Origin of the sequence: Leeuwenhoekiella sp. LLG6367-2.1 (assembly GCF_045055775.1) — a bacterium.
Classification (GTDB): Bacteria; Bacteroidota; Bacteroidia; order Flavobacteriales; family Flavobacteriaceae; genus Leeuwenhoekiella; species Leeuwenhoekiella aequorea.
Window position 1 is genome coordinate 3,203,563 of sequence record NZ_CP159331.1, and the last position, 22,518, is coordinate 3,226,080.

Sequence of the window (22,518 nt, forward strand, 5' to 3'; positions counted from 1 at the left end):
CATCAAAAAAATGGCACTTTTACCATGCAGAAACGTATTGCAGATTTCCTGTTTTCCACCCGATTAATGGCTCTTTTATTTATTGTTTATGCTGTGGCTATGGCCACCGGAACAATACTTGATGCAGGTCAAGAAACTTCTCCAACTCCATACACCCGCGAATTAGTTTACGAGGCTTGGTGGTTTGAGCTCATTCATTTACTTTTTATAATCAACTTTGTTGGTAATATTTGGCGCTTTAAATTATGGCGCAAAGAGAAATGGTCAACACTAACCCTGCATTTAGCTTTTATCCTAATAATTTTTGGAGCAGCCTGGACGCGTTACGTTGGTTTTGAAGGTGTAATGCCTATACGTGAGGGAGAAACTGAGAATACGTTTTTAAGTGATAAAACGTATTTAAGTGTTTTCATTGACGGAGAGAAAGATGGGGAGCCTATGCGTCGTAAGCTAGATCCTAAACATTTAAATCTTTCTAGCAGACTTAATAATGATTTTACCTGGGAAACCGATTTTGCCGGTAAACCAGTTACTATTTCTTTCTCAAAATTTATAGATGGAGCCGAAGAAGGTCTTGTAGAATCAACAGATGGACTTAATCAATTAAAAATAGTTGAAGCGGGAGATGGTCAACGGCACGAGCACTATATAGAAGAGGGTACAGTAGCAAGTATACACAATGTACTTTTCACCTTAAATACTCCGACGGAAGGTGCTATTAATATTGGTTTTGATGGAGAAAACTATACGATAAAAACACCTTTTGAAGGTAGCACGCGAGTTATGGCAACACAAGCCGACTTTGATGTTGAAAAAGATACAATTCAGGACTTAAAACTAAGAGCGTTATACCAATTAGGTGGAATGCAGTTTGTAATTCCAGAACCCGTAATGAAAGGCCGTAATGGTATTGTGGAATCGTTTCCAAAGCAAAAAGGACAGTCTGATGCCTTATTTGTTACCGTAAAAACAGATCAGGGAGAAGAAACTGTAGGTCTATTGGGTGGTAAAGGTTTTAACAATGAGATGGAAACTGTAGAAGTAGGAGACCTTACTTTTCATCTCAACTTTGGAAGTTTAGCTATAGAACTGCCATTTGCAATTACATTAAATGACTTTATTGCAGAGCGTTATCCGGGTACTACAAATGTATATTCCTCATATAAAAGTAAAATAACTGTAGTAGAAGGGGACGATTCTGCATTTGATTATGATATCTTCATGAACCACGTTCTGGATTATAAAGGATATCGATTCTTTCAGGCCAGTTTTAGTCCAGATGAGTTGGGTACGGTTCTTTCAGTTAATCACGATGCCGTAGGAACCTGGATTACATACATAGGTTACTTCTTATTATATCTAGGACTTATGATTATATTATTTGACAAGGGAAGTCGCTTTGGGGATTTAAAAATTAGACTGGATAAGGTGAAGGCTAGAAAAGCTAAACTTTCAGCAATTATTATATTTTTTGCACTTAGCGGAAATCTTCTTAATGCTCAGGAAGAAAAAGTGGTTGTTGAAAACGGGAATACTGAAGTCGTAGAAGAACAGCCTCAGGATTTCATTCCCGGTACAGCAGTGGTAGAAGAAGAAAATCACATGCTGCCAACACAATCTGAAATTGATTCTATCTTAAAAGTAAATACAATTCCTGCCGAGCAAGCTGCGAAGTTTGGAAAAATTGTTATTCAAGATGATAAGGGTCGTATGATGCCTGTAAATTCATTTGCCAGTAAATTACTGCGTAAATTGAGTCGAAGTGACAAATACCAAGGAATGACTGCAGATCAGGTTTTTCTCTCTATGGTAGAATCTCCGTTTTTCTGGTATAATGTAGATCTTATTTATCTTAAGCCATCTAATGATAGTATTCGTACTATCATAGGTATTCCTAAAGATCAAGAATATGCAAATGCCCTTGACTTTTTAGATAATCAAGGTCGTAATAAATTAGATGCATACATAACCAATGCTTATCAGGCAGAAGTTAAAAACAGTTTTGATAAAGATTTTATAGATATCGCAGAGCGTCTAGGATTGTTGAGTAGGGCGGTAAGTGGTGAAATACTCAAAATATTTCCACTTATAAATGACGATAATAATAAGTGGGTTTCTTATCCAGAATTAAATGAAGCCGGTTATAAGGGAATGGATTCTTTATACACCAAGCAAATTTTACCTCTATATTTTTCTGCATTACGCGAGGGTAAAGAAACGGGCAACTTTGAGAAGGCAGATACGTTTCTAAAAAGTATACGAAGCTTTCAAGAGAAGCACGGGGCAGAGATTATGCCTTCTCAAGAGAAAATTGATGCAGAGGTATATTACAATAAACATGATATTTTCACTAAACTATATTGGATGTACTTGCTCGCAAGTGTCTTCATGTTTGTATTTGTGATTGTGCGCATCTTTAAAGAAAATCGCTTTATTAAGTTAATGGTTAATATAGGTGGAGGAGCAATTATAGTCTTGTTTGCTCTTCACACATTGGGATTAATCTGGCGCTGGTATATTTCTGGTCATGCTCCTTGGAGTGATGCCTATGAATCTGTTCTTTATGTAGGTTGGGCTACCATGTTTTTTGGTTTAGCTTTCGGAAGAAAGAGTTCGCTTACCATTGCCAGTACAGCGTTTGTTGCCGGGTTTATTCTTTGGGGGGCTAGTATGAACTGGCTTAACCCAGAAATTGCAAACTTGCAACCGGTTCTGGATAGTTATTGGTTAATGATTCACGTGGCAGTTATTGTTGCTAGTTACGGTCCATTTACGCTAGCAATGATATTGGGATTAGTTTCTTTATTACTAATGCTTCTTACCACTGAAAAGAATAAATTAAAAATGGAGCTTAACATAAAAGAGCTTACCATTATTAATGAGATGGCTCTAACTGTTGGTTTAGTAATGCTTACCATTGGTAACTTTTTAGGAGGGCAATGGGCAAATGAAAGTTGGGGACGTTACTGGGGATGGGATCCTAAAGAGACCTGGGCATTAATTAGCATTATGGTCTATGCCTTTGTAATTCACATGCGATTAGTTCCTGGTTTACGGGGAAGATGGTTTTTCAACCTGATGTCTATATTAGCTTACGGTAGTATTTTAATGACTTATTTTGGAGTTAACTTCTGGCTTTCAGGATTACATAGTTACGCAAGCGGAGATAATATTTTGAATTTAAATAGAGCCTTAAGTATTATGGGCGGTGTTATACTCTTTGCACTACTTGCATATCCTAAATACAAGAAGTTTTACAAGAAGTAAAATCTTACTCAAATCATATTATTAAAAAAGGGAGATAGCTTGAGCTATCTCCCTTTTTTTAATCTTAAATAATAGGTTAGATTATAACTCACCTACCATATCTTCTGGCTTAACCCACTCATCAAATTCTTCAGCGGTTACATATCCTAAATTTACAGCCTCTTCTTTGAGGGTGGTCCCGTTATCATGTGCGGTATTAGCTATTTCAGCAGCTTTATAATAGCCTATTTTTGTATTTAAAGCTGTTACAAGCATCAATGAATTGTCTAGCATTGTCTTAATACGTACGTGATTAGGCTCTATACCAGCAGCACAATGTTCTTCAAAAGAAACACAAGCGTCACCTATAAGTTGTGCACTCTGTAGAAAGTTTGCTGCCATTACCGGTTTAAAGACATTTAATTCATATTGTCCCTGCATTCCGCCCACAGCAATAGCCATATCATTACCTATAACCTGAGCACAAACCATAGTCATTGCCTCACATTGCGTAGGATTTACTTTACCTGGCATAATTGAAGATCCTGGTTCATTTGCAGGTATAATAATTTCACCAATTCCAGAGCGCGGTCCACTAGCTAGCATACGTATGTCGTTTGCAATTTTGTTTAAAGAAACAGCTAATTGCTTTAGAGCACCGTGTGATTCTACAATCGCATCGTGAGCAGCAAGCGCTTCAAATTTATTATCTGCAGTTTTAAAGGGTTGTTCAGTAAATTTTGCAATATAATCTGCTACAAGTTTATCATAACCTTTAGGAGTATTTAATCCTGTACCTACAGCAGTACCGCCCAGAGCTAACTCAGATAAATGATCTAGTGTATGTTCTAATGCTTTTATACCATGATCTAGTTGTGAAACATAACCTGAAAATTCCTGACCTAAGGTTAGGGGAGTGGCATCCATTAAATGTGTACGTCCTATTTTCACTACCTCACGGAACTCATCTGATTTTTGTTTCAGCGTATTACGGAGCTTAATTACACCCGGCAGTGTCACTTCCATCACTTTCTTATAGGCAGCAATATGCATTCCTGTAGGGAACGTATCGTTTGAAGATTGTGATTTATTCACATCGTCATTCGCTTGTAATGTTTTGCCTCCGTCGCCTAAAGTATTTCCCGCTAAAACATGAGCACGGTTTGCAATTACCTCATTAACGTTCATATTGCTTTGCGTTCCAGAACCGGTTTGCCAGATAACAAGCGGAAATTGGTCGTCGTGTTTCCCTTCTAAAATCTCATCACAAACAGCTGCAATCTGATCTCTTTTTTCATCAGACAAAACTCCCAATTCTGCATTAGTGTAAGCAGCGGCCTTTTTTAAATAGGCGAAACCATAAATAATTTCAATAGGCATAGATGCTGCGGCACCTATTTTAAAATTATTACGGGAACGTTCAGTCTGTGCTCCCCATAATTTGTCTGCCGGTACATTAACATCACCCAGCGTGTCTTTCTCTATTCTATATTCCATTATGATTTTTTTAGTGGTTGAACAAAAATAATAGTTTGTCTTTAATAACTGCAGTTTAGGGTAGTTATAAATCTCTGTTTTAATTGAAAATTGTATTGCATATTAAGGAAGATTATCGCTAAATTTGCCACAAGACAAAAACCATATTATGTTCGAATTTGATCAATACTTAGGCTTCTTAGCATTTTTAACCATTTTAACGATAGGTTTCTGGTTAATGATATTTTTAGTTTCCATTCTTCCATATTGGATTGGTGGTGCTTTTGTAGAACGTATGAAAGAAATACGTGAAAAAAAGAAAGCTAATAATGTGAATTCTTAAGTATTACATTATATATAATAAAAAAAAAGCCGCTCATTAGAGCGGCTTTTTTTATGAATAAACTTGTCGTGTATAGATTTAATTGGTTTCAACTAATAAAACTCCATTTCGGCCTGAAGTCCCGTAAAGAGCAATCGCCCCTTTTCCAACTATAGCGTATGATTTGATATCTTCTAATGTGTAGGAATTTAAATCAGCAATTTTAGCGTGCTTTTTATTTATTATAATAAGTGGATAGTTTTGATGCTTTGTTTCTTCAGTAATATTTAATTCATCCCTAATTTTCTTTTCAGCTTTTATATAAAAATCTGTTTTATCGACATCTTCATTTAAGAAGTGATCAATTTGAAAACTAGACATTCCCCAGGTATAACCACCGGGTTCTAAACTATTGATAAAATTACTTGTGAATTTATCTGTATCTATATTTTCAGATAAAATATCATGTAGTTCACGTATCGTATTACAATCTTTACAAGACCTGTGAAAGGGTGACCAATAACTAATGACCTTGTAATCATCTTTAGTAGCAATTTCTATATAAATATAAAATCCGTCTAAACCGCGAAATGAATCTCCAGAGAGTTCTTCAAAACTTATAGTTCTAAATTGATTAAAAATTTTACGCGATTGGGTGTTGGTGATTGTATTAGTTGCGATTACTGGCGATTTACCTCCCGCGTAAATTTTATAGTTAGCGGAGACTTCATCTTCAGAATCATAATTCAAAGTGAAGATAGTATGCTGTTCCCAGATTCTAATATTTAAAGAGTCTTTTGAGGTTTCCAGATCCTCTAATTGAAACTGTTTAAGTTTTTCAGGTAATTTTTTTAAAAAAAGACTGTCAATATTATTTTCTGGTAAAATAACTGTTTTCTGACTGTACGATATTTCAATACTCAATAGAAAAACAAAAAAGAATAAACTTCTTAGCATATTAACGATATTCCGGGTTTTCAAAATTCCAGCGTTCCCCATTATTCCATTGTTCACGTGAATTTCCATAATTTGAGTAACCATCATTTCGCTTTAACATAGAAGCGAGATGAAGTAGGTTATAAGTCATAAATGTTGTATTTCTATTAGTAAAATCACTATCAAAACCTACTGGCGTGTTCAGTTTTTCATCATTCCAAACCTGGTCTCCATAACTAGGGCCCGGTCCTACCTTGCCAATCCAACCACAATCTGCTTGTGGTGGTATAGAGTATCCTACATGCTGCAGAGAATAAAGTATGCCCATTGCACAGTGTTTTATTCCATCTTCATTTCCTGTTATAATACAACCACCAACTTTTCCGTAAAAAACATACTGTCCTTTGTCATTGACTTTTCCGCTCATCGCATAAAGGCGCTCAATTAGTTTTTGAGTTTCAGATGATTTCTCGCCTAACCAAATAGGAGTACCAATTATTAAAATATCTGCTGCTATAATTTTTTTGTAAAGTTGAGGCCATTCATCGGTTTCCCAGCCATATTCTGTCATGTCTGGATAAACACCACTTGCAACATCATGATCGATAAAGCGTATTTCTTCAAATGAGACATTTTCTTTCTTGAGAATCTCTTTTGAGACATTCATCAATGTGGAAGTGTGACTTTCTTGTGGTGATTTTTTTAAAGTACAATTGATATAAATTGCGTTGAGATTACTAAAATCCATATGACTATAATTTTGTATTCCACTGTAATTTACGAATACAAAATGATACTCCGCATTTTTAAAAATCAAATACCATTACTAAAATAACGTAAAAAAAGAAACGCCAGATTATGAAAATAATCTGGCGTTTAAAATTTTATATAAATAGTAAGCTATATCATATCAGACATTATATTTCTGATATTTTGCTTTTTATACACTTTATCTAAAGCATTAATATAACTTGATGTAAAGCGATCATTATTAACTAAATCACCAAAAATTGAAGTTTGTCTTAGAAAGGATAAAGCATCCTCTTTTGTTTTTTGAGCCGCTTCGTGAAGTTCATTTTTCATCGTGTCTAAAATCTCTAATGGAGCACCATTTTGATCTTGTTGCAGATCACTATAATAACACCAAGTTGCTAAAACAAGAGTGCCAAAATCTATATTACCCCCAGATTTCAAATTATCCTGTATAGTTGGAATTAGAAACTTCGGAAGTTTTGCAGCACTTTCAGAACAAATGCGGCTCACACTGTCTTTAATATTAGGATTTGCAAATCGCTCTTCAAGGCTATCTTTATAATCATTTAAATTTATGCCTTCTAATTCGTCTAAGACCGGTGTAGCTTCTTGATCCATAAACGATCTCAGATAAGTTACAAAGACTTTGTCTTCCATACATTCATTGATCGTCTTATATCCATGTACAGCTCCTAAAATTCCCAATACAGAATGTCCGGCATTTAGCAAACGCAATTTCATCTTTTCATAAGGCTTAACATCTGGAACAAACTGCACACCTACATTTTCTAATTGAGGTCTGCCGTTAGAAAAATTATCCTCGATAACCCATTGTATAAAAGGTTCACAAGTAACCGGCCATTCATCTTTAATGCCGTATTCATTTTCTAAAAATTCGATATCTGCGGCAGTTGTCACCGGAGTAATTCGATCTACCATACTATTAGGAAAGCTTACTGAATTCTCAATCCATTCAGCCAGTTCACTATCTTGTCGCTTAGCAAATGTTAGTAACATTTCGCGTGTTACATCGCCATTGTGCTCGATATTATCACAAGACATAATAGTAAATGGTGGTAACGAATTCTCCCGACGTTTTTTAAGAGCTGCGGTTAAATAGCCATATATGGTACGCGGATCCTCCGGGTTTTGCAATTCGTAAATAACATCTTGATTATCAAAATTAAATTCACCTGTTGATGAATTAAAATTATAACCACCCTCCGTAATTGTTAGAGATACTATTTTTGTATCTGGGTGAGCCATCTTGTCTATGGCTACCTGAGGATTACCATAACCCAGTTTAAAATCTATAATCGATCCTATTACTTGAGCTTCATTTTTACCATCAGGGTGTTTTACAAGCAACGTGTATAAATTATCCTGCTTTTTAAAAACATCCTCTATGTTCTTATCATTTTCTCGTAAACCAATACCACAAATTCCCCATTCTGGATTGAGATCGGCTTCGTGTAATTTATTTAAATAATAAGCTTGATGAGCACGGTGAAAACCACCCACGCCTACGTGAACGATTCCTGTTTTTAAAGATTTAGGATCATATTCTGGAACAGATAGATGTTCACGAAGAAGATCAATATTATTTAAATTTAGAGTTACTGAATTTTTCATTAATGCTTTTCTTTTTTAATTTTTCCTCGTCTTGTTGCCCAGTAAGCTGTTATAAAATAGAGTAGGGTACATATAAAAGCGTATTTATAAAATAGGGCTCTATTTGTTATATAAATATTCTCATTAGCACTGCCAAATAAAACCAGACTTGCAAGAACTAATGTGATAATTAATGCTACCACAGACACCACTTTTAGAATTTTTGTAAATATACTTCGGTCAATAATTGGATCTGGTTCTAATTCGGCTTTATCATCCTGAAATTTAGATATACTTTCTTGGTACTCTTGCTCTTTTTGCTCTTCTTCAGGATAAGATTCTTTAGCTCCGTAACGTGCAGCTAAAAGGGTATATATAATTATCGTAAAAATCCAAGTGGGTACGAATAAATAAAAGAATGACATCACATTAAGCGCATTTAGACCGAAGCCAAATACTAAACCTATTCCCCATGATGCTATTGCAGGAGTATTAAATTTTAATTGCTTGAAAGAAGACCAATAACGCGTATAACCTATCCTCGGAAAGATTTGATGTTCAGCAAAAACAATGGCTCCTACAGGAACTACTAGTAATCCCGCATAAGTTAGCAATGGTAATATTTGTGAAAAAACAAACGGGAAGCAGGCTATAACAACCGTGAATAAACCAACGGTTAACGTGGTCTTCTTTCTTGAATGACTTTTAAAAATAGCTTGAGCAGCCAGACCGGCACGATATAGATTTGTAATCGCTGTCGACCATCCAGCTATAATGACAATAACAAAACCAGACCAACCTAATGCATAATAAGCCACATCTCCTGGGTCTAATTCTACAATAGATTTACCCAAAATTACCGCAGCACCGGCTCCCATTATTCCTGCTGAAATCCAGGCTACAAAATGACCGAACATCATACCGCTACTGGTTGTAAGTCCGTAAACCTTCTTTTTAGCATAACGCAAAAGGGCCATATCAATAAGTCCAAAGTGTGTGATAGTATTGGCAGCCCACGCAAAACCTATAACTTCAACAAGACCTATACCCGGTTCTCCATTACTATCTATCCCTGTCCAGATTGACTGGTTTCCTAACGCGATTAGTTCGTGCCAACTCCCGGGCAACGTACTATCTAATACATCTAGTGATAATGCGGGTAAAAGAACCATCGCACCACTTATAAACATTACAAATAACCAAGGAGCACAAACTCCTGCAAATTCAGTAACGGCTTTAAAACCAAACATTGCTATTAACACAACTACAATACCTACGCACATTACAATTAATACAAACCAAAAATTATTAGGATACCAATCCAGCTGTTGTGGAATATCAAATACAAATCGTACCGCAGTAGAGGATACCGTAATCATTGCTGCAGAGATTACTGAGAAAATAATAACATTTGCCCAGTTGTATAGTTTGGTCATAGAATCACCTGCAATTTTATTCAGGTAATTATAAAGACTTAATCTGGTATCTACGGCAATAGGAGAGGTGATGAATGTCCAACTTAACACAGCCAGAATATTACCTATAAGCAAACCTATAATAATATCTATCGTTTTCGCTCCAAGCGCTACAAAGGTTGCTCCTATAACAAATTCTGTAGCTGCTACGTGTTCAGCAGCATACAATCCTGCAAAATGGGTCCAGTTATGTAATTTATGTTTAGATACGGGTAATTGCTCGACATCTATATCTTCAAATTGCTGATAGTCCTTTCCGGTTTGCATACTTATCTTTTTATGGGTACTATATCGTTGGAAATTTACAGCTAAAAATTTAAATACACTAATTTAATCGATTTAGTTAATCGTTTAAGCGATTTTAGCGGAAATAAAGGGTTTAGTAGTTTTCATAAGATTTTGGGGCTCTAGAGCCTTATTTATTAGTTTTGGGTGATTTACAAAACAAAAAAAACCATTCAATAAATTGAATGGTTTCTTAAAGTTAGGAATGAAAGGAATCGAATTAATTATCCCTGGAAATCACCTTCGTCATCGGTATTCACCGGTTGATTTCTCTTTGCATCATTTTTACGTTGGTTAAAACGATATACAAAGGATAAATTTATTTGGCGCTGTCTCCACTGAAATTCACTATCTCTAGTAAATAAATCATTTGTTGTGAACTGGCTTCTTTTTCTACCATTAAACAAGTCGCTTACATTCATAGAGACAGTTGCATTATCTCCAAAAACATCTTTACTAAGTGCTAAGTCAACAGAAAGAATTCCGTCTGTATCAGATTGTGCATTTTGAGCAGCACCTCTGTAATTAGCATTTGTTTGCCAGTCAATTTGAAACGGTAAGGTCACTTTAGAGCTAAAACGAGCGAAGTAGCTGGTGTTTTTTGCACTATAATCTACATCATTAAAGAAACCTTCTGTATTAAACTGGAAGAAGTTAAAACTACCATTTAAGCGTAGCCATTTAATAGGGTTATACAAAACACCTATTTCTGCACCTATACGCTCATTACTAGATAAATTAAAAGGAATACTACGTATAACAGTATTACCATTTGTGTTTGTTCCTTGTCCTTGTAATTCTACGATCTCTTCAATTACTTCAAATGATTCGGTTTCTCTTTGAAAGTAGATAGAAGAAGTAAGAGTTAATTTATCCCATCTTTTTAAGTAACCAAGATCATATGCATTTGCATAGGCAGGAGCTAAGTTAGGATTTCCTTGGAATACGTTATTTCTACTGTCTCTGTCTGGAAACGGATTTAAGAACCAACCACGTGGACGGTTGATACGACGGTTATATCCAAGTGTTATATTTTCACGTTCGTTTAATTCGTACGTAAGGTTTAACGTTGGGAATAAACCTAAATAATCATTATCAAAATCAGTATCGATTGCAAATCCGAAGATGTCTTGCAATTCTGCTTCAGTAAGTCTAGAATCTATTTTACCTTTTAATTGCGTGTTTTCTAATCGAAGACCTGCAAGAAACGATAGTTTTCCAAATTTGCTTCCTATCTGCGTGTAAACAGCATTTACATTCTCGGTATAGTCAAAAATATTTGTAAGTGTATCATTCAATACAAAGTTTCCTGAATTAGCGATTTGCTCTTGATTTACGCTAAAATCTGTAATCTCATTTTCAAAGCTTCCGCGGTATCCTGCTTCAAATTGCCAATTTTCAGAAAAAGGAAGAACGTAATCTGCCTGAACTAAATATTCTTTTTGTTTTTCCGTAGTAAATAAACGCTCTCCGATAATTGGAGTAGTGTCTTCAGTATCAAAAGTTATATCTTCATTGATACGTGTATTTTGTGTTTCCTCACTATTTTCATATTGAAAATCTGCAGTAAGTTGGTGCCCATTTTCATTAAACTTGTTGATGTAGTTTAAAGATAACTGGTAGCTGTCATCTTTTTCTTTTAAACGTTCAACGCGTTCTGTTTCTAAAACTCTAGAAGCATCTCTAAAACTTTGAGTAAGGTTTGTGGTTTCATCTGTATCATTACCGTTTCGATAAAATACCGAAGCTGTAACCGATGACATATCTGTTAGGTAATATTCAATACCTAAGTTTGTATTAAAACCCCTGTTAAGGCGTTGAATATCTCGATCTTCAATAATACGGTCGTAGGTAGGATCTGTAGTTTCAGAAGACAAATAATTGGTGTCAAAAAATCCATTACCAGGAGAACTTGTATAGCGGTAACCTGTTGTATTAAAAATGTTGAATTTTTCTGTACGTAAATTCAAGTTTGCTGAAATACTTGCAAGGTCTGGATTTCCAACACTTGTATTTATAGATCCATTAAAACCTAGAGTTTTTTCTTTACGTAAAATGATATTTAAAATACCCGCTGTACCTTCAGCATCGTATCGCGCAGATGGAGATGTGATTACTTCTACACGCTCAATAGCATCTGCAGGTAATTGACGTAAAACATCTGTAGAACCAAATCCTGCAATTGCAGATGGCTTTCCATTTATTAATATACGTACATTTTCATTACCTCTTAGGCTTATTCCACCTTCAACATCTACTGCAACAGATGGTACATTATTAAGTGCATCACCTACAGTACCGCCGGCTGTGGTAAGATCTTTACCTATGTTATAGATTTTTTTATCTAAACGTACATCAACCGTAGTAGTTTCTGCAACAACAGTAACTTCATCAAGGCTAGAAGCGGCAAATTCTAATTGAATAGTACCTAAACTTAGATCTCCGGTAACGGTTCTGTTAAGAATAATAGGCTCAAAAGAAATATATTCAATTTTGATGGTGTATTTGCCCGGTGCAACGGCAACATTAAAATTACCAGACATATCTGTTATACCACCTTCTACATCTGTGGCATTATTAGGATTTGTAATGGTAATCGTGGCATACTCTAAAGGGATGCCGGCATCCTTATCTACAACAGTACCTGTAATTTCAAATTTTGATGCATTAGATTGTGCAAATGCAAATGCTGTAAAAAGAAACAGCATGCAAAAAGTAAGCTTGTTTTTCATAGTCAATTTTGGTTTCGCAACTTAGACTATGAAATAGCAATAGGTTTAAAGTGGAAATGGTTAAAATACTGTTAAAAGAAAAGACCTCTATCTTAACAACTTCTTAATGTTTTCGGGGGGTCTGCCTATAACAGCCTCATTGTCAAGCACGACAATGGGTCGCTCTATTAACTTTGGATTTTGAACCATCAATTCGATTAATTCTTTATCAGAAAAATTCTCGTTTTTATATTTTTCTTTCCAGATGGTTTCCCCTTTTCTAACGAGTTCTATAGGTTTAATGCCTAATTTTCCAATTATGGCGGCAAGCTCTAAATAAGAGGGTGTATTATCAAGGTATTTAACTACATCAAACTCTTTTCCTGATTCTTCTATGAGAGCAAGACCTTGTCTGCTTTTTGAACAACGTGGGTTGTGGTATATTTTTAACATCTTACAATTCGTTACTTGTTTCTTTTTGACCGCTCATCATTAGGAATGCCTTGAGAAATAAATCAATATCCCCATCAAGAACAGCATCTGTATTTCCGGTTTCTGCACCTGTACGCACATCCTTCACTAATTTATAAGGATGCAATACATAATTACGTATTTGAGAACCCCATTCTATACTTTTCTTCTCAGATTCTATTTCATCACGCGCTGCTTGTCTTTTTTTCAATTCAATCTCGTACAATTGAGATTTAAGCATTTGCATAGCTTTTTCCCTATTCTCTAACTGGGAGCGAGTTTCACTATTGTGAATGATAATTCCGGTAGGGTGGTGGGTCAAAATCGCTTTGGTTTCTACCTTATTTACATTTTGTCCTCCGGCTCCAGAAGATCTAGCAAAATCCCAATTTATATCTGCCGGATTAATATCTATTTGTATCGTATCGTCTACCAGTGGATAGATATAGACAGATGCAAATGAAGTGTGTCGTTTTCCATTGCTATCAAAGGGGGAAATTCGTACCAGTCTGTGTACTCCGTTATCTCCTTTTAACCATCCAAAGGCAAATGGACCATCGATTTCTAATGTAACTGTCTTTACACCGGCAACATCACCTTCTTGATAGTTTAGTTCTTTTATCTTAAATCCATTTTTTTCACTCCACATTAAATACATGCGCATGAGCATTGCTGCCCAGTCACAACTCTCTGTTCCGCCTGCACCGGCTGTAATTTGAAGTACAGCACTTAAATCATCACCTTCTTCAGAGAGCATATTTTTAAATTCCATGCCTTCAATAAGATTTACCACGCTATCATATTGCTTCACAACTTCAGCTTCAGTGGCATCTCCTTCTTTATAAAATTCAAGTAATACTTGTACGTCTTCAATAAGATTTATCGCTTTCTCAAAATCTTCAACCCATTTCTTTTTTTCGCGTAGAGCACGCATAAATAATTCGGCTTCTTTTGGATCATTCCAAAAGTTAGGATCAAAGGTTTTTTCCTCTTCGTTTTGTATCTCTATTCGTTTCTGATCAATACCCAAATGCAATTTCAATGCATCAGTGCGCTGCACAAGATCTTTGATCTGATCGCTAGTTACCATAGTTAACCTGTTTGTGGAAAGTTACTATTTTATATCAAAAGTATAAGGCCTGCAACTTAAGAAGGTGTATAAGTTTGTTGCTGTTTCTGTTGTTCTTGCTGCTGTTGTTGCTGTTGCTGCCACTGCAATTGCATATCTAATTGTTGCTTAAATGGAAGAGGTTCAAACTCTTGTAAAGGATGAAATACATCAGGTTCACTTTCTTTACGAGCAATAACTTCTACGGTATAATTTGTCTCATTTTTTGCAGAGTTGCTAAAAATCACTCCTTTTATGGGTGCACAGTCATTATAATCTTTACCGTGTGCCACTTTAATATGATTTTGTAAAGCAATTAAATCATTTGCAGGGTCAAAACCAAGCCAGCCCTTTTCAGGTATATAGCATTCTGCCCATGCGTGCATTTGTGAATCTCCAAAGTAACCATTTCCCTGATGCAAATAGCCTGAAGTATAACGGGCGGGGATATTATTTGCTCGTGCAATGGCTACAAATAAATGCGTGAAGTCTTGACAAACTCCTTTTCCCTGGTTTATAAATTCTTCGAGAGTAGTAGTTACGGTAGTAACCTGCTGCTTAAACTGAAAATTTTTAAAAATATAAGTGTTTAGAGCTTGAAGATTGTCAAATATCGACTGTTGCTTATCAAAGACAAATGGGATTTTGCCTGAAGGAAGAATTGTAAGTTCTGTAGAGCCTAAAAAACGTTCATAGCGAATTTTAAAATCTAAACTTTCTACAGCTGCGTAGTGTTCTGTATTTACAACACCGTCTAAAGCAGAAAATGGATTTGTCTGATCTTTCCGAACCAAATAATTTGCTTCAAATAGAATTTCAGAAAAAGGTTTTTTAGGATGAATACGTACAATTTCAAAACCGTAGGTATTAGTCGATTCCTCTACCGCAGCACCTAACGAATTTGTGAATTCTGACGCACGTATGGTTTGGTCTGCAGACTCTTCAGGCTTAATGAGAAATTGCCACAACGCCTCATTTACTTGAGCTTCGTATTTATTTTCGGCTCTATATTTAATTATATAATCCACAATTTTTCTGGGTTTAGGAACAGACAAAAATAGCCAATAAAACGCAGATTATTCCAGTTAATATTTGAAGTACTCGTTTTCTATCTTTTTTGCGATTTCAATAAGTGTATCCTGAATTTCTTCAATAAATAGTTCCACATCTTCCTCGATTTTATCTACCGTTTTATAGCAATATTCTGCGTGTGTTCTACCTATTAAAAATGCTGCTGAGTTGTGCTCAGGATGCTTATCTCTACTTATTAGATTTATATGGTTGTTTACCTGCACAAGACTATTCATAACAGAGCGGGGACAGTCTCTGTTTAAAATTAAAAATTCGAGAGTGCTTATACTTGTAGGTGTTTTTTTATAGTAACGACGCATCATATCATACGATTCGATACATTTAAGAAGGGTTACCCACTCGTAGCTTTTACTAAATTTATCTCCATAACTTCCTTGAGATTTTAATGCATCGTAATATTTAGACTGTATAATACGTACTACCTGTGTAGCCCGTTCTATATTTACTCCCAGCATTATAATTGCATAGACTTCATCGTGCAATAAAGTCCCACGTATTTTTCCTCGTAATACTGCGGTAGATTCTGCTACTTGAGTCGAAAAATCATATAGTCCCTTTTTTACAAAGAAATCAGCATCATAATTAAGTACAAAATGATAAAATTTATTGAGGGATTCATATAATTCTGTTGAAATTAAATCGCGTGCACCATTGGCATTTTCACGAGCATATTTAACGCAATTTATAATCGAGTAGGGGACATCTTTATTTAGACCGATATCAAAAAATACATTTTGCTCGGTTAATTCATAATCTTTAGGAACCGGACCATTTGCCATAAAAAGCAACGAATGCAATACCAGTTCGCGAGATTGTGATTTTTCATTAGGAGCATCTAATGACGAAAAATAGTTCACATTTAAATAGCGCGCTAAGTGTTCGGCACGCTCAATGTAACGGCCCATCCAGAATAAATTATTTGCTACTCGTGCAAGCATAGATTTTATTTTCTAACTAATAGTGGTTGTTTATTTAACTTTTAAGAACCCAGGTGTCTTTAGATCCTCCTCCTTGAGACGAATTCACAATTAGATTTCCTTTCTTCAAAGCAACGCGGGTGAGTCCGCCTTTGAGAACAAAATCTTTATTTGCACCTAAAAGGCAGTAGGTTCTTAAATCTACGTGTCGCGATTCAAAAGATTCACTTTCCTCGATGTACGTAGCGTGAACAGAAAGACTCATAATAGGCTGGGCAATATATTTACGTGGGCTAGCCATTATGGTTTTCTTTACTTTTTGAATTTCATCTTTAGTAAGTGTATTTCCTATTGAAATACCGTAGCCACCAGCTTCATCTACCGGCTTTATCACCAATTTATCAATATTTTCTAATACAAATTTCATATCCTCGGGTCTACTACAGTGATAGGTTTGTACATTGTTTAGAATGGGTTCTTCTCCCAGATAATATTTTATAATTTGAGGCATATATGTATATACCGCTTTATCATCTGCCACACCGGTACCGGGCGCATTTACTAAGCAAACATTACCATTTTTATAAGCCGAAAATAAACCAGGAACTCCAAGCATTGATTCTGGTTTAAACTCTAACGGATCCAAAAATTGATCATCAACACGGCGATATATTACATCTACCCGCTGCGGACCCCGAATGGTTTGCATATAAACAAAATCATTTTCTACAAACAGATCACGACCTTCTACCAGTTCTACTCCCATAGCCTTGGCTAGATACGAATGCTCATAATAAGCTGAATTATAAACTCCGGGAGTGATCACCACACAATTAGGTTCGTCCACACCACGCGGTTTAACAGACTCCATCATCTCTAATAAATTCTGAGCATAATCTGTAACAGAATGCGCGTTATAATGATTAAACACCCCAAAAAGTGCCCGTTTTAAAGCAGTACGATTACATACTACATAACTTACGCCAGAAGGGCAACGTATATTATCTTCAAGTACATAGTATTTCCCATCAGAATGTTTGATTAAATCTGTGCCAGAAACGTGATTATAAATACCCCCTGGAGGATCTATACCTATCATTTGATGTAAGTAATTCTCAGACGAACTAATTAAATCGAGTGGTACAATTCCTTGCTTTATAATTTTTTTGTCGTGATAAATATCCCAGATAAAATGATTCAGCGCTTTACTGCGTTGCAAAACTCCACGTTCAATTACATCCCATTCTTTTTGCCCTATGATACGGGGAAAAAGATCAAAAGGAAATATTTTTTCTTTAGCCTCTTTATCATTGTAAACCTGAAAAGTTATTCCCTGGTTAAAAAATGATGCCTTTGCTTTTTCATTCAATTTTGCAAAGTCCTGACTTGAGTGTCCGCTGTAAAGATCAAAAAGTGTTTGATACACTTTCTTTACATTTCCCTTCTCATCAAAAATCTCGTCATAAAATTTTGAATCTTTTTCATAAGACGCAAAAATAGAGTTTTGGGTTTCTGACATACATGGTTTTGTTTGATGTTAAAATACCAATAATCCAGTAATTTGTTAATAATTAAATCTTAATTATTCCGCTTCTAATTCAGATTAAAAAATAATTTTATTAAAATATTGAGAATCTTTCAATAAGCTTTATTTTCTGGACTACGAACTATTTTTGAATTATTTAGCTAATTTTAAAGCTTAATCTTATCTATGAAAAAAATAGTTACGCTCTCTTTTCTCTTACTGGTTTCAACACTTCAAGCACAGTTTCTAGAGAAATTAGGCAAAGTGGATACTCAAGACGGTTTTTTCAAATTTCATTATACTGAAAAGACAGACAATATCTATCTGGAAGTTACAAACCTCAATCAGGAATTTATATATGTCCACGCGTTAAAAAGTGGAATAGGATCTAATGATATAGGTCTTGATCGGGGTCAGCTGGGAGGCACAGCAATTGTAAAATTTATTAAAGCAGGTAATAAATTATTGCTGGTACAACCTAATCAGGATTACAGAGCAATCACAGATAATGCTGCCGAACGTGAATCTGTAGAAGAAGCATTTGCAAAATCTGTTTTGTACGGTTTTGAAATTAAAGAAACTAAGGCTGAAACCTATATTATAGATTTGACTCCTTTTCTAATGGAAGATGCCCATGGGGTTGCTCGGCGTTTAAAATCGAATAACGAGGGTGTATATAAATTAGATAAAGACCGAAGCGCTTTGGCCTTAAAAAATACTAAAGCGTTTCCAAAGAATGTAGAGTTTGAAGCATTGCTCACCTTTAAAGGAGATCCTCAGGGAAGAAATCTACGGTCTGTAGCTCCAGATGCATCCACAATATCTGTGGTTCAACATCATTCTTTTGTTGAACTTCCTGAAGCTGGTTACCAAACTCGAAAGTTTGACCCGCGCTCTGGAGCAATTCATATAAGTTATAAAGATTATGCTGCGCCCGTACAAGAATCTATTGATAAGAAATTAATTATAAGACATCGCTTAGCAAAAAAGAATCCAGAACTGGCTATTAGTGAGCCTGTAGCACCTATTATTTATTACTTAGATCCGGGTACACCAGAACCGGTACGTAGTGCATTGTTAGAAGGAGCTCGCTGGTGGGATCAAGCTTTTTCTTCAATAGGTTATAAAAATGCTTTTAGGGTAGAAATGCTTCCTGAAGGTGCAGATCCTTTAGATTTACGCTATAATGTGATACAGTGGGTGCACCGCAGTACTCGCGGATGGAGTTATGGAGCGAGTGTTGTTGATCCGCGTACAGGAGAAATCTTAAAAGGTCACGTGAGCCTGGGAAGTTTACGTATACGACAAGACTTTATGATTGCTCAAGCGCTTATGAATAAACCTTTTGCTACTTCTGATGCTAATTATGAACCTATGCTGGAAATGGCGTTGGCCCGCATACGTCAACTTGCAGCACACGAAGTGGGACATACCTTGGGATTTGCTCACAATTTTGCAGCAAGTGTAAGCGATAGATCGTCTGTAATGGATTATCCGCATCCTACAATACGATTAAAAGAAAATAAAATTGATTTTAGTGATGCTTATGCAGTAGGTATAGGTCGCTGGGACAAAGTAACGGTAGCGTATAGTTATAGTGATGTAGAAAGCGGAATGACAGAGTCCTGGTATCTAAATTCTCTATTAGAAAATGCAGAGCGTGACGGATTGCGATTTATCACAGATAGTGATTCCAGATCTGCTACAGGAGCACATCCTGATGCGCATTTATGGGATAATGGAGGTAATGCAGCTACAGAGCTAAATGATGTTTTGAAGCTACGGAATTTTGCAATTAGTAATTTTAGCATAGACAATATACGTACCGGCGAACCTTTGAGTACGTTGGAAGATGTATTTGTTCCGCTTTATTTCTATCATAGATATCAGACTGAAGCAGCTATAAAAAGTATTGGTGGACTTCGCTACAATTACGCCGTCAAAGGAGATTCAAAGCAAGAGATTTTAAATATGGTTTCTAATGATGAACAACAAGCTGCATTAGATGCTGTACTCAAAACGCTTGATGCAGAATATTTAAGTATTCCTCAAGATAAATTAAAGTTATTTCCTCCCAGAGCTTTTGGATACGGGAGGGATCGGGAGAGTTTTAAAGGAAACACCGGTATTACTTTTGACCCTTTAGGTGCTCCAGAAACTGCCGCCGATATGACATTAGATTTTCTCTTAAACGCCGAACGTGCTAATCGCATTGTAGCACAACACGCCTGGGATCCAAATATAATATCTATTTCAGAAGTTTTTAATCAATTACTTGATGCCACACTTTATGCAAAACATCGAAGAGCCTATGAACAGCAAGTGCAACAAACAATTAATTATCGTGTGTTGAGTCATTTAAAGCAATTGTATGTAAACCCAAAAGCAATCCCTCAGGTAAAAGCAGAAGTACTTGCTATTTTAAGTTCAGTTAAATCTGAATATCAATCCTCAAAAGAATCTAACGAGCAGTATATTGCACAAGAAATCACAAACTTTCTTAAGGATCCAGACGAATTTAAACCGGTTTCATCGCCTAAAATTCCTGATGGTTCTCCTATAGGAAGTTATCAATGTACTAATATTTAGAATTGTGACACATCAAGAAATATTTGATAAGCTGCCATATACCCAGCCGTTTCTATTTGTAGATACGATTAACGAAGTTTCAGATAAACATATTAAAGGAGATTACACCTTTGTAGATACGGCAGATTTTTACCGAGGACATTTTGAAAATTTCCCGGTAACACCCGGTGTGATTTTACTAGAATGTATGATGCAAATAGGTCTGGTAAGTCTGGGAATATATCTTCTTAGAGAAAAAAATATCGATCTTAAAAACAATGCTTCCGTAGCAATGACAGAAAATAATGCGCAGTTTTTTAAGCCTGTATTTCCAAATGAAAAAGTAAGTGTTCAGTCTGAATTAGAGTACTTTAGGTTTCATAAGTTAAAGGCAAAAGTTAAGATGTTTAATCAAGCCGGAGAGTTAGTTTGTAGCGGAATATTTTCAGGAATATTAAAACCCAGTTAATGCAAAATACAAGAGTTGTAGTCACAGGATTGGGAGTATGTTCTCCTAATGGTGTAGGTGTTCCTGCCTTTAAAGAGGCTATCGAAAGTGGAAAAAGTGGAATTCGTTTTTATAGTGAACTGGAGAAACTGAATTTTTCTTGTCAAATAGGAGGGATGCCTTTGATTTCTGAAGCTGTAAAAGCAAAATATTTTACCCCATTACAATTACGCAATTTTAATGCAGCAGGTATTTTATATGGTGTTGCAGCAGGTATGGAAGCCTGGACAGATGCAGGTTTAAAAATCGACGAAGAGAACTGTGATTTTGATAGTGGGACCATTTTTGGCGTAGGTACTCTCGGCGTAGATAAATATCGGGAGAGTATATATAAAGTTGATGAGGGCAATACGAGACGTTTAGGCAGCACAAGCGTACAACAAACGATGAGTAGCGGTGTAAGTGCCTATCTGGGTGGTATGCTGGGCTTAGGCAACTTAGTAACTTCAAACTCGTCTGCCTGCTCAACCGGTACCGAAGCAATTTTGCTTGCCTACGAGCGTATAAAAAATGGAAAAGCAACCCGTATGCTCGCCGGAAGTACAAGTGACGGCGGTCCATATGTTTGGTGTGGTTTTGATGCGCTACGCATATTACCTTCAAAATACAATGCAAACCCTACACAAGCATCACGCCCAATGGCTGCAGATGCCAGCGGCTTTGTACCGGGAAGTGGAGCAGGAGCGTTAGTTTTAGAAACATTAGAAAGTGCTCAAAAACGAGGAGCAAAAATATATGCAGAAATTATAGGTGGTACGAGTAATAGTGGCGGCCAACGTCAAGAAGGTTCGATGACTGCACCTAATCCTATTGCTGTCAAGCGCTGTATAACTGACGCCGTAAAAGACGCCCAAATCACCGCGGAAGAAGTAGATGTAATTAATGGCCACCTTACAGCAACATCAAAAGATGATCTTGAAATTAAAAATTGGAGTGAGGCACTAGACAGAAGTGGTCAAGAGTTTCCTTATATAAATTCGTTAAAGGGGATGACGGGTCATTGCCTGGCTGCATCGGGAAGTATAGAATGTGTTGCTTCGGTATTGCAGTTAAAACATCAGTTTTTATTTCCGAATATTAATTTACAACAGATTAACCCTGAAATACTTAAAGTAGTTTCAGAAAATCGTATTCCAAGAAGCCGAATGAATCTGGAATTTAATATTCTGGCAAAAGCAAGTTTTGGTTTTGGGGATGTTAACTGTTGTCTTATTTTTAAAAAAATATAATTTCGCAAAGGCGAAAAAAATAACCCATATGAATCAAGAGATTTACGCAAAACTTACAGAAATAATAAAACCTTACTTACCCGAAGATGTCGATGCTGCAAGCATTGCAAAAGATAGTCATCTTGTAAATGACTTAAATATTAACTCCACCCATCTAGTCGATATCGTGCTTGATGTAGAAGATGCTTTTGATATTACTATAGAAGATGATGAGCTTGATAAAATGGAAACGGTAGCCGCGTCTATAGCGCTAATCGAGCAAAAATCTGAAAATAAATAGGCGAT

At 36.0% G+C, this 22,518-nt stretch carries 17 protein-coding genes; 6 read left to right on the plus strand and 11 right to left on the minus strand.

Going from position 1 to position 22,518, the window contains the following annotated elements:
- Positions 1 to 24: 24 nt before the first annotated feature.
- On the plus strand, positions 25 to 3,267 hold the full coding sequence (gene ccsA / locus ABVM53_RS14250) for a cytochrome c biogenesis protein CcsA (protein ID WP_405330875.1): 3,243 nt from the start codon (positions 25 to 27) through the stop codon (positions 3,265 to 3,267).
- Positions 3,268 to 3,348: 81 nt separating this feature from the next.
- Here ccsA and fumC read toward each other — a convergent pair whose 3' ends face one another.
- Positions 3,349 to 4,743, minus strand: coding sequence for a class II fumarate hydratase (fumC, locus tag ABVM53_RS14255; RefSeq protein WP_405327358.1), 1,395 nt, complete (start codon positions 4,741 to 4,743; stop codon positions 3,349 to 3,351).
- 148 nt (positions 4,744 to 4,891) lie between these two features.
- On the opposite strand from fumC, the gene ABVM53_RS14260 reads away from it, so the two are divergent.
- Positions 4,892 to 5,065 carry a hypothetical protein gene (locus tag ABVM53_RS14260; protein ID WP_164916300.1) on the plus strand — a complete coding sequence of 58 codons (174 nt, stop codon included), beginning with the start codon at positions 4,892 to 4,894 and terminating at the stop codon, positions 5,063 to 5,065.
- Positions 5,066 to 5,143: 78 nt separating this feature from the next.
- Here ABVM53_RS14260 and ABVM53_RS14265 read toward each other — a convergent pair whose 3' ends face one another.
- From ABVM53_RS14265 to ABVM53_RS14310, 10 genes are all read right to left on the minus strand, one after another.
- The gene (locus ABVM53_RS14265; RefSeq protein ID WP_405327361.1) at positions 5,144 to 6,070 is read right to left on the minus strand and encodes a hypothetical protein; all 927 of its coding nucleotides are present in this window, start codon (positions 6,068 to 6,070) and stop codon (positions 5,144 to 5,146) included.
- Positions 6,003 to 6,728 carry a flavodoxin family protein gene (locus ABVM53_RS14270; RefSeq protein ID WP_371456524.1) on the minus strand — a complete coding sequence of 242 codons (726 nt, stop codon included), beginning with the start codon at positions 6,726 to 6,728 and terminating at the stop codon, positions 6,003 to 6,005. The genes ABVM53_RS14265 and ABVM53_RS14270 overlap by 68 nt, the downstream gene beginning before the upstream one ends.
- Before the next feature lie 152 nt (positions 6,729 to 6,880).
- On the minus strand, positions 6,881 to 8,365 hold the full coding sequence (locus tag ABVM53_RS14275; RefSeq protein ID WP_405327364.1) for a mannitol dehydrogenase family protein: 1,485 nt from the start codon (positions 8,363 to 8,365) through the stop codon (positions 6,881 to 6,883).
- Entirely contained in the window at positions 8,365 to 10,086 is a 1,722-nt protein-coding gene (locus ABVM53_RS14280) for a purine-cytosine permease family protein (RefSeq protein ID WP_405327367.1), read from the minus strand. Before ABVM53_RS14280 ends, ABVM53_RS14275 begins: the two co-directional genes overlap by 1 nt.
- A 242-nt stretch (positions 10,087 to 10,328) precedes the next feature.
- Entirely contained in the window at positions 10,329 to 12,836 is a 2,508-nt protein-coding gene (locus ABVM53_RS14285; RefSeq protein ID WP_405327368.1) for an outer membrane beta-barrel protein, read from the minus strand.
- Positions 12,837 to 12,923: 87 nt separating this feature from the next.
- Positions 12,924 to 13,268, minus strand: coding sequence for an arsenate reductase (glutaredoxin) (gene arsC / locus ABVM53_RS14290; RefSeq protein WP_405327370.1), 345 nt, complete (start codon positions 13,266 to 13,268; stop codon positions 12,924 to 12,926).
- A 1-nt stretch (position 13,269) separates the two neighbouring features.
- Positions 13,270 to 14,376: a peptide chain release factor 2 gene (gene prfB / locus ABVM53_RS14295; protein WP_405327373.1), complete on the minus strand. Its 1,107-nt coding sequence runs from the start codon at positions 14,374 to 14,376 to the stop codon at positions 13,270 to 13,272.
- A gap of 56 nt (positions 14,377 to 14,432) precedes the next feature.
- Complete coding sequence (locus ABVM53_RS14300; RefSeq protein ID WP_405327375.1) at positions 14,433 to 15,422, minus strand: transglutaminase family protein; 990 nt, start codon at positions 15,420 to 15,422, stop codon at positions 14,433 to 14,435.
- A gap of 57 nt (positions 15,423 to 15,479) precedes the next feature.
- Positions 15,480 to 16,424: an alpha-E domain-containing protein gene (locus ABVM53_RS14305; RefSeq protein ID WP_371456530.1), complete on the minus strand. Its 945-nt coding sequence runs from the start codon at positions 16,422 to 16,424 to the stop codon at positions 15,480 to 15,482.
- 34 nt (positions 16,425 to 16,458) lie between these two features.
- The gene (locus ABVM53_RS14310; protein WP_405327378.1) at positions 16,459 to 17,922 is read right to left on the minus strand and encodes a circularly permuted type 2 ATP-grasp protein; all 1,464 of its coding nucleotides are present in this window, start codon (positions 17,920 to 17,922) and stop codon (positions 16,459 to 16,461) included.
- Between the two features lie 192 nt (positions 17,923 to 18,114).
- Between ABVM53_RS14310 and ABVM53_RS14315 the strand changes: the two genes are divergently transcribed.
- From ABVM53_RS14315 to ABVM53_RS14330, 4 genes are read left to right on the plus strand one after another with little or no spacing between them, the layout of a single operon-like run.
- Positions 18,115 to 20,517 carry a zinc-dependent metalloprotease gene (locus tag ABVM53_RS14315; protein ID WP_405327381.1) on the plus strand — a complete coding sequence of 801 codons (2,403 nt, stop codon included), beginning with the start codon at positions 18,115 to 18,117 and terminating at the stop codon, positions 20,515 to 20,517.
- Positions 20,518 to 20,521: 4 nt separating this feature from the next.
- Positions 20,522 to 20,965, plus strand: coding sequence for a 3-hydroxyacyl-ACP dehydratase FabZ family protein (locus tag ABVM53_RS14320; RefSeq protein ID WP_405327384.1), 444 nt, complete (start codon positions 20,522 to 20,524; stop codon positions 20,963 to 20,965).
- Complete coding sequence (locus ABVM53_RS14325; RefSeq protein WP_405327387.1) at positions 20,965 to 22,233, plus strand: beta-ketoacyl-[acyl-carrier-protein] synthase family protein; 1,269 nt, start codon at positions 20,965 to 20,967, stop codon at positions 22,231 to 22,233. Before ABVM53_RS14320 ends, ABVM53_RS14325 begins: the two co-directional genes overlap by 1 nt.
- Positions 22,234 to 22,261: 28 nt before the next feature.
- Positions 22,262 to 22,513, plus strand: coding sequence for an acyl carrier protein (locus ABVM53_RS14330; protein ID WP_371456535.1), 252 nt, complete (start codon positions 22,262 to 22,264; stop codon positions 22,511 to 22,513).
- The last annotated feature ends 5 nt before the right edge of the window (positions 22,514 to 22,518 follow it).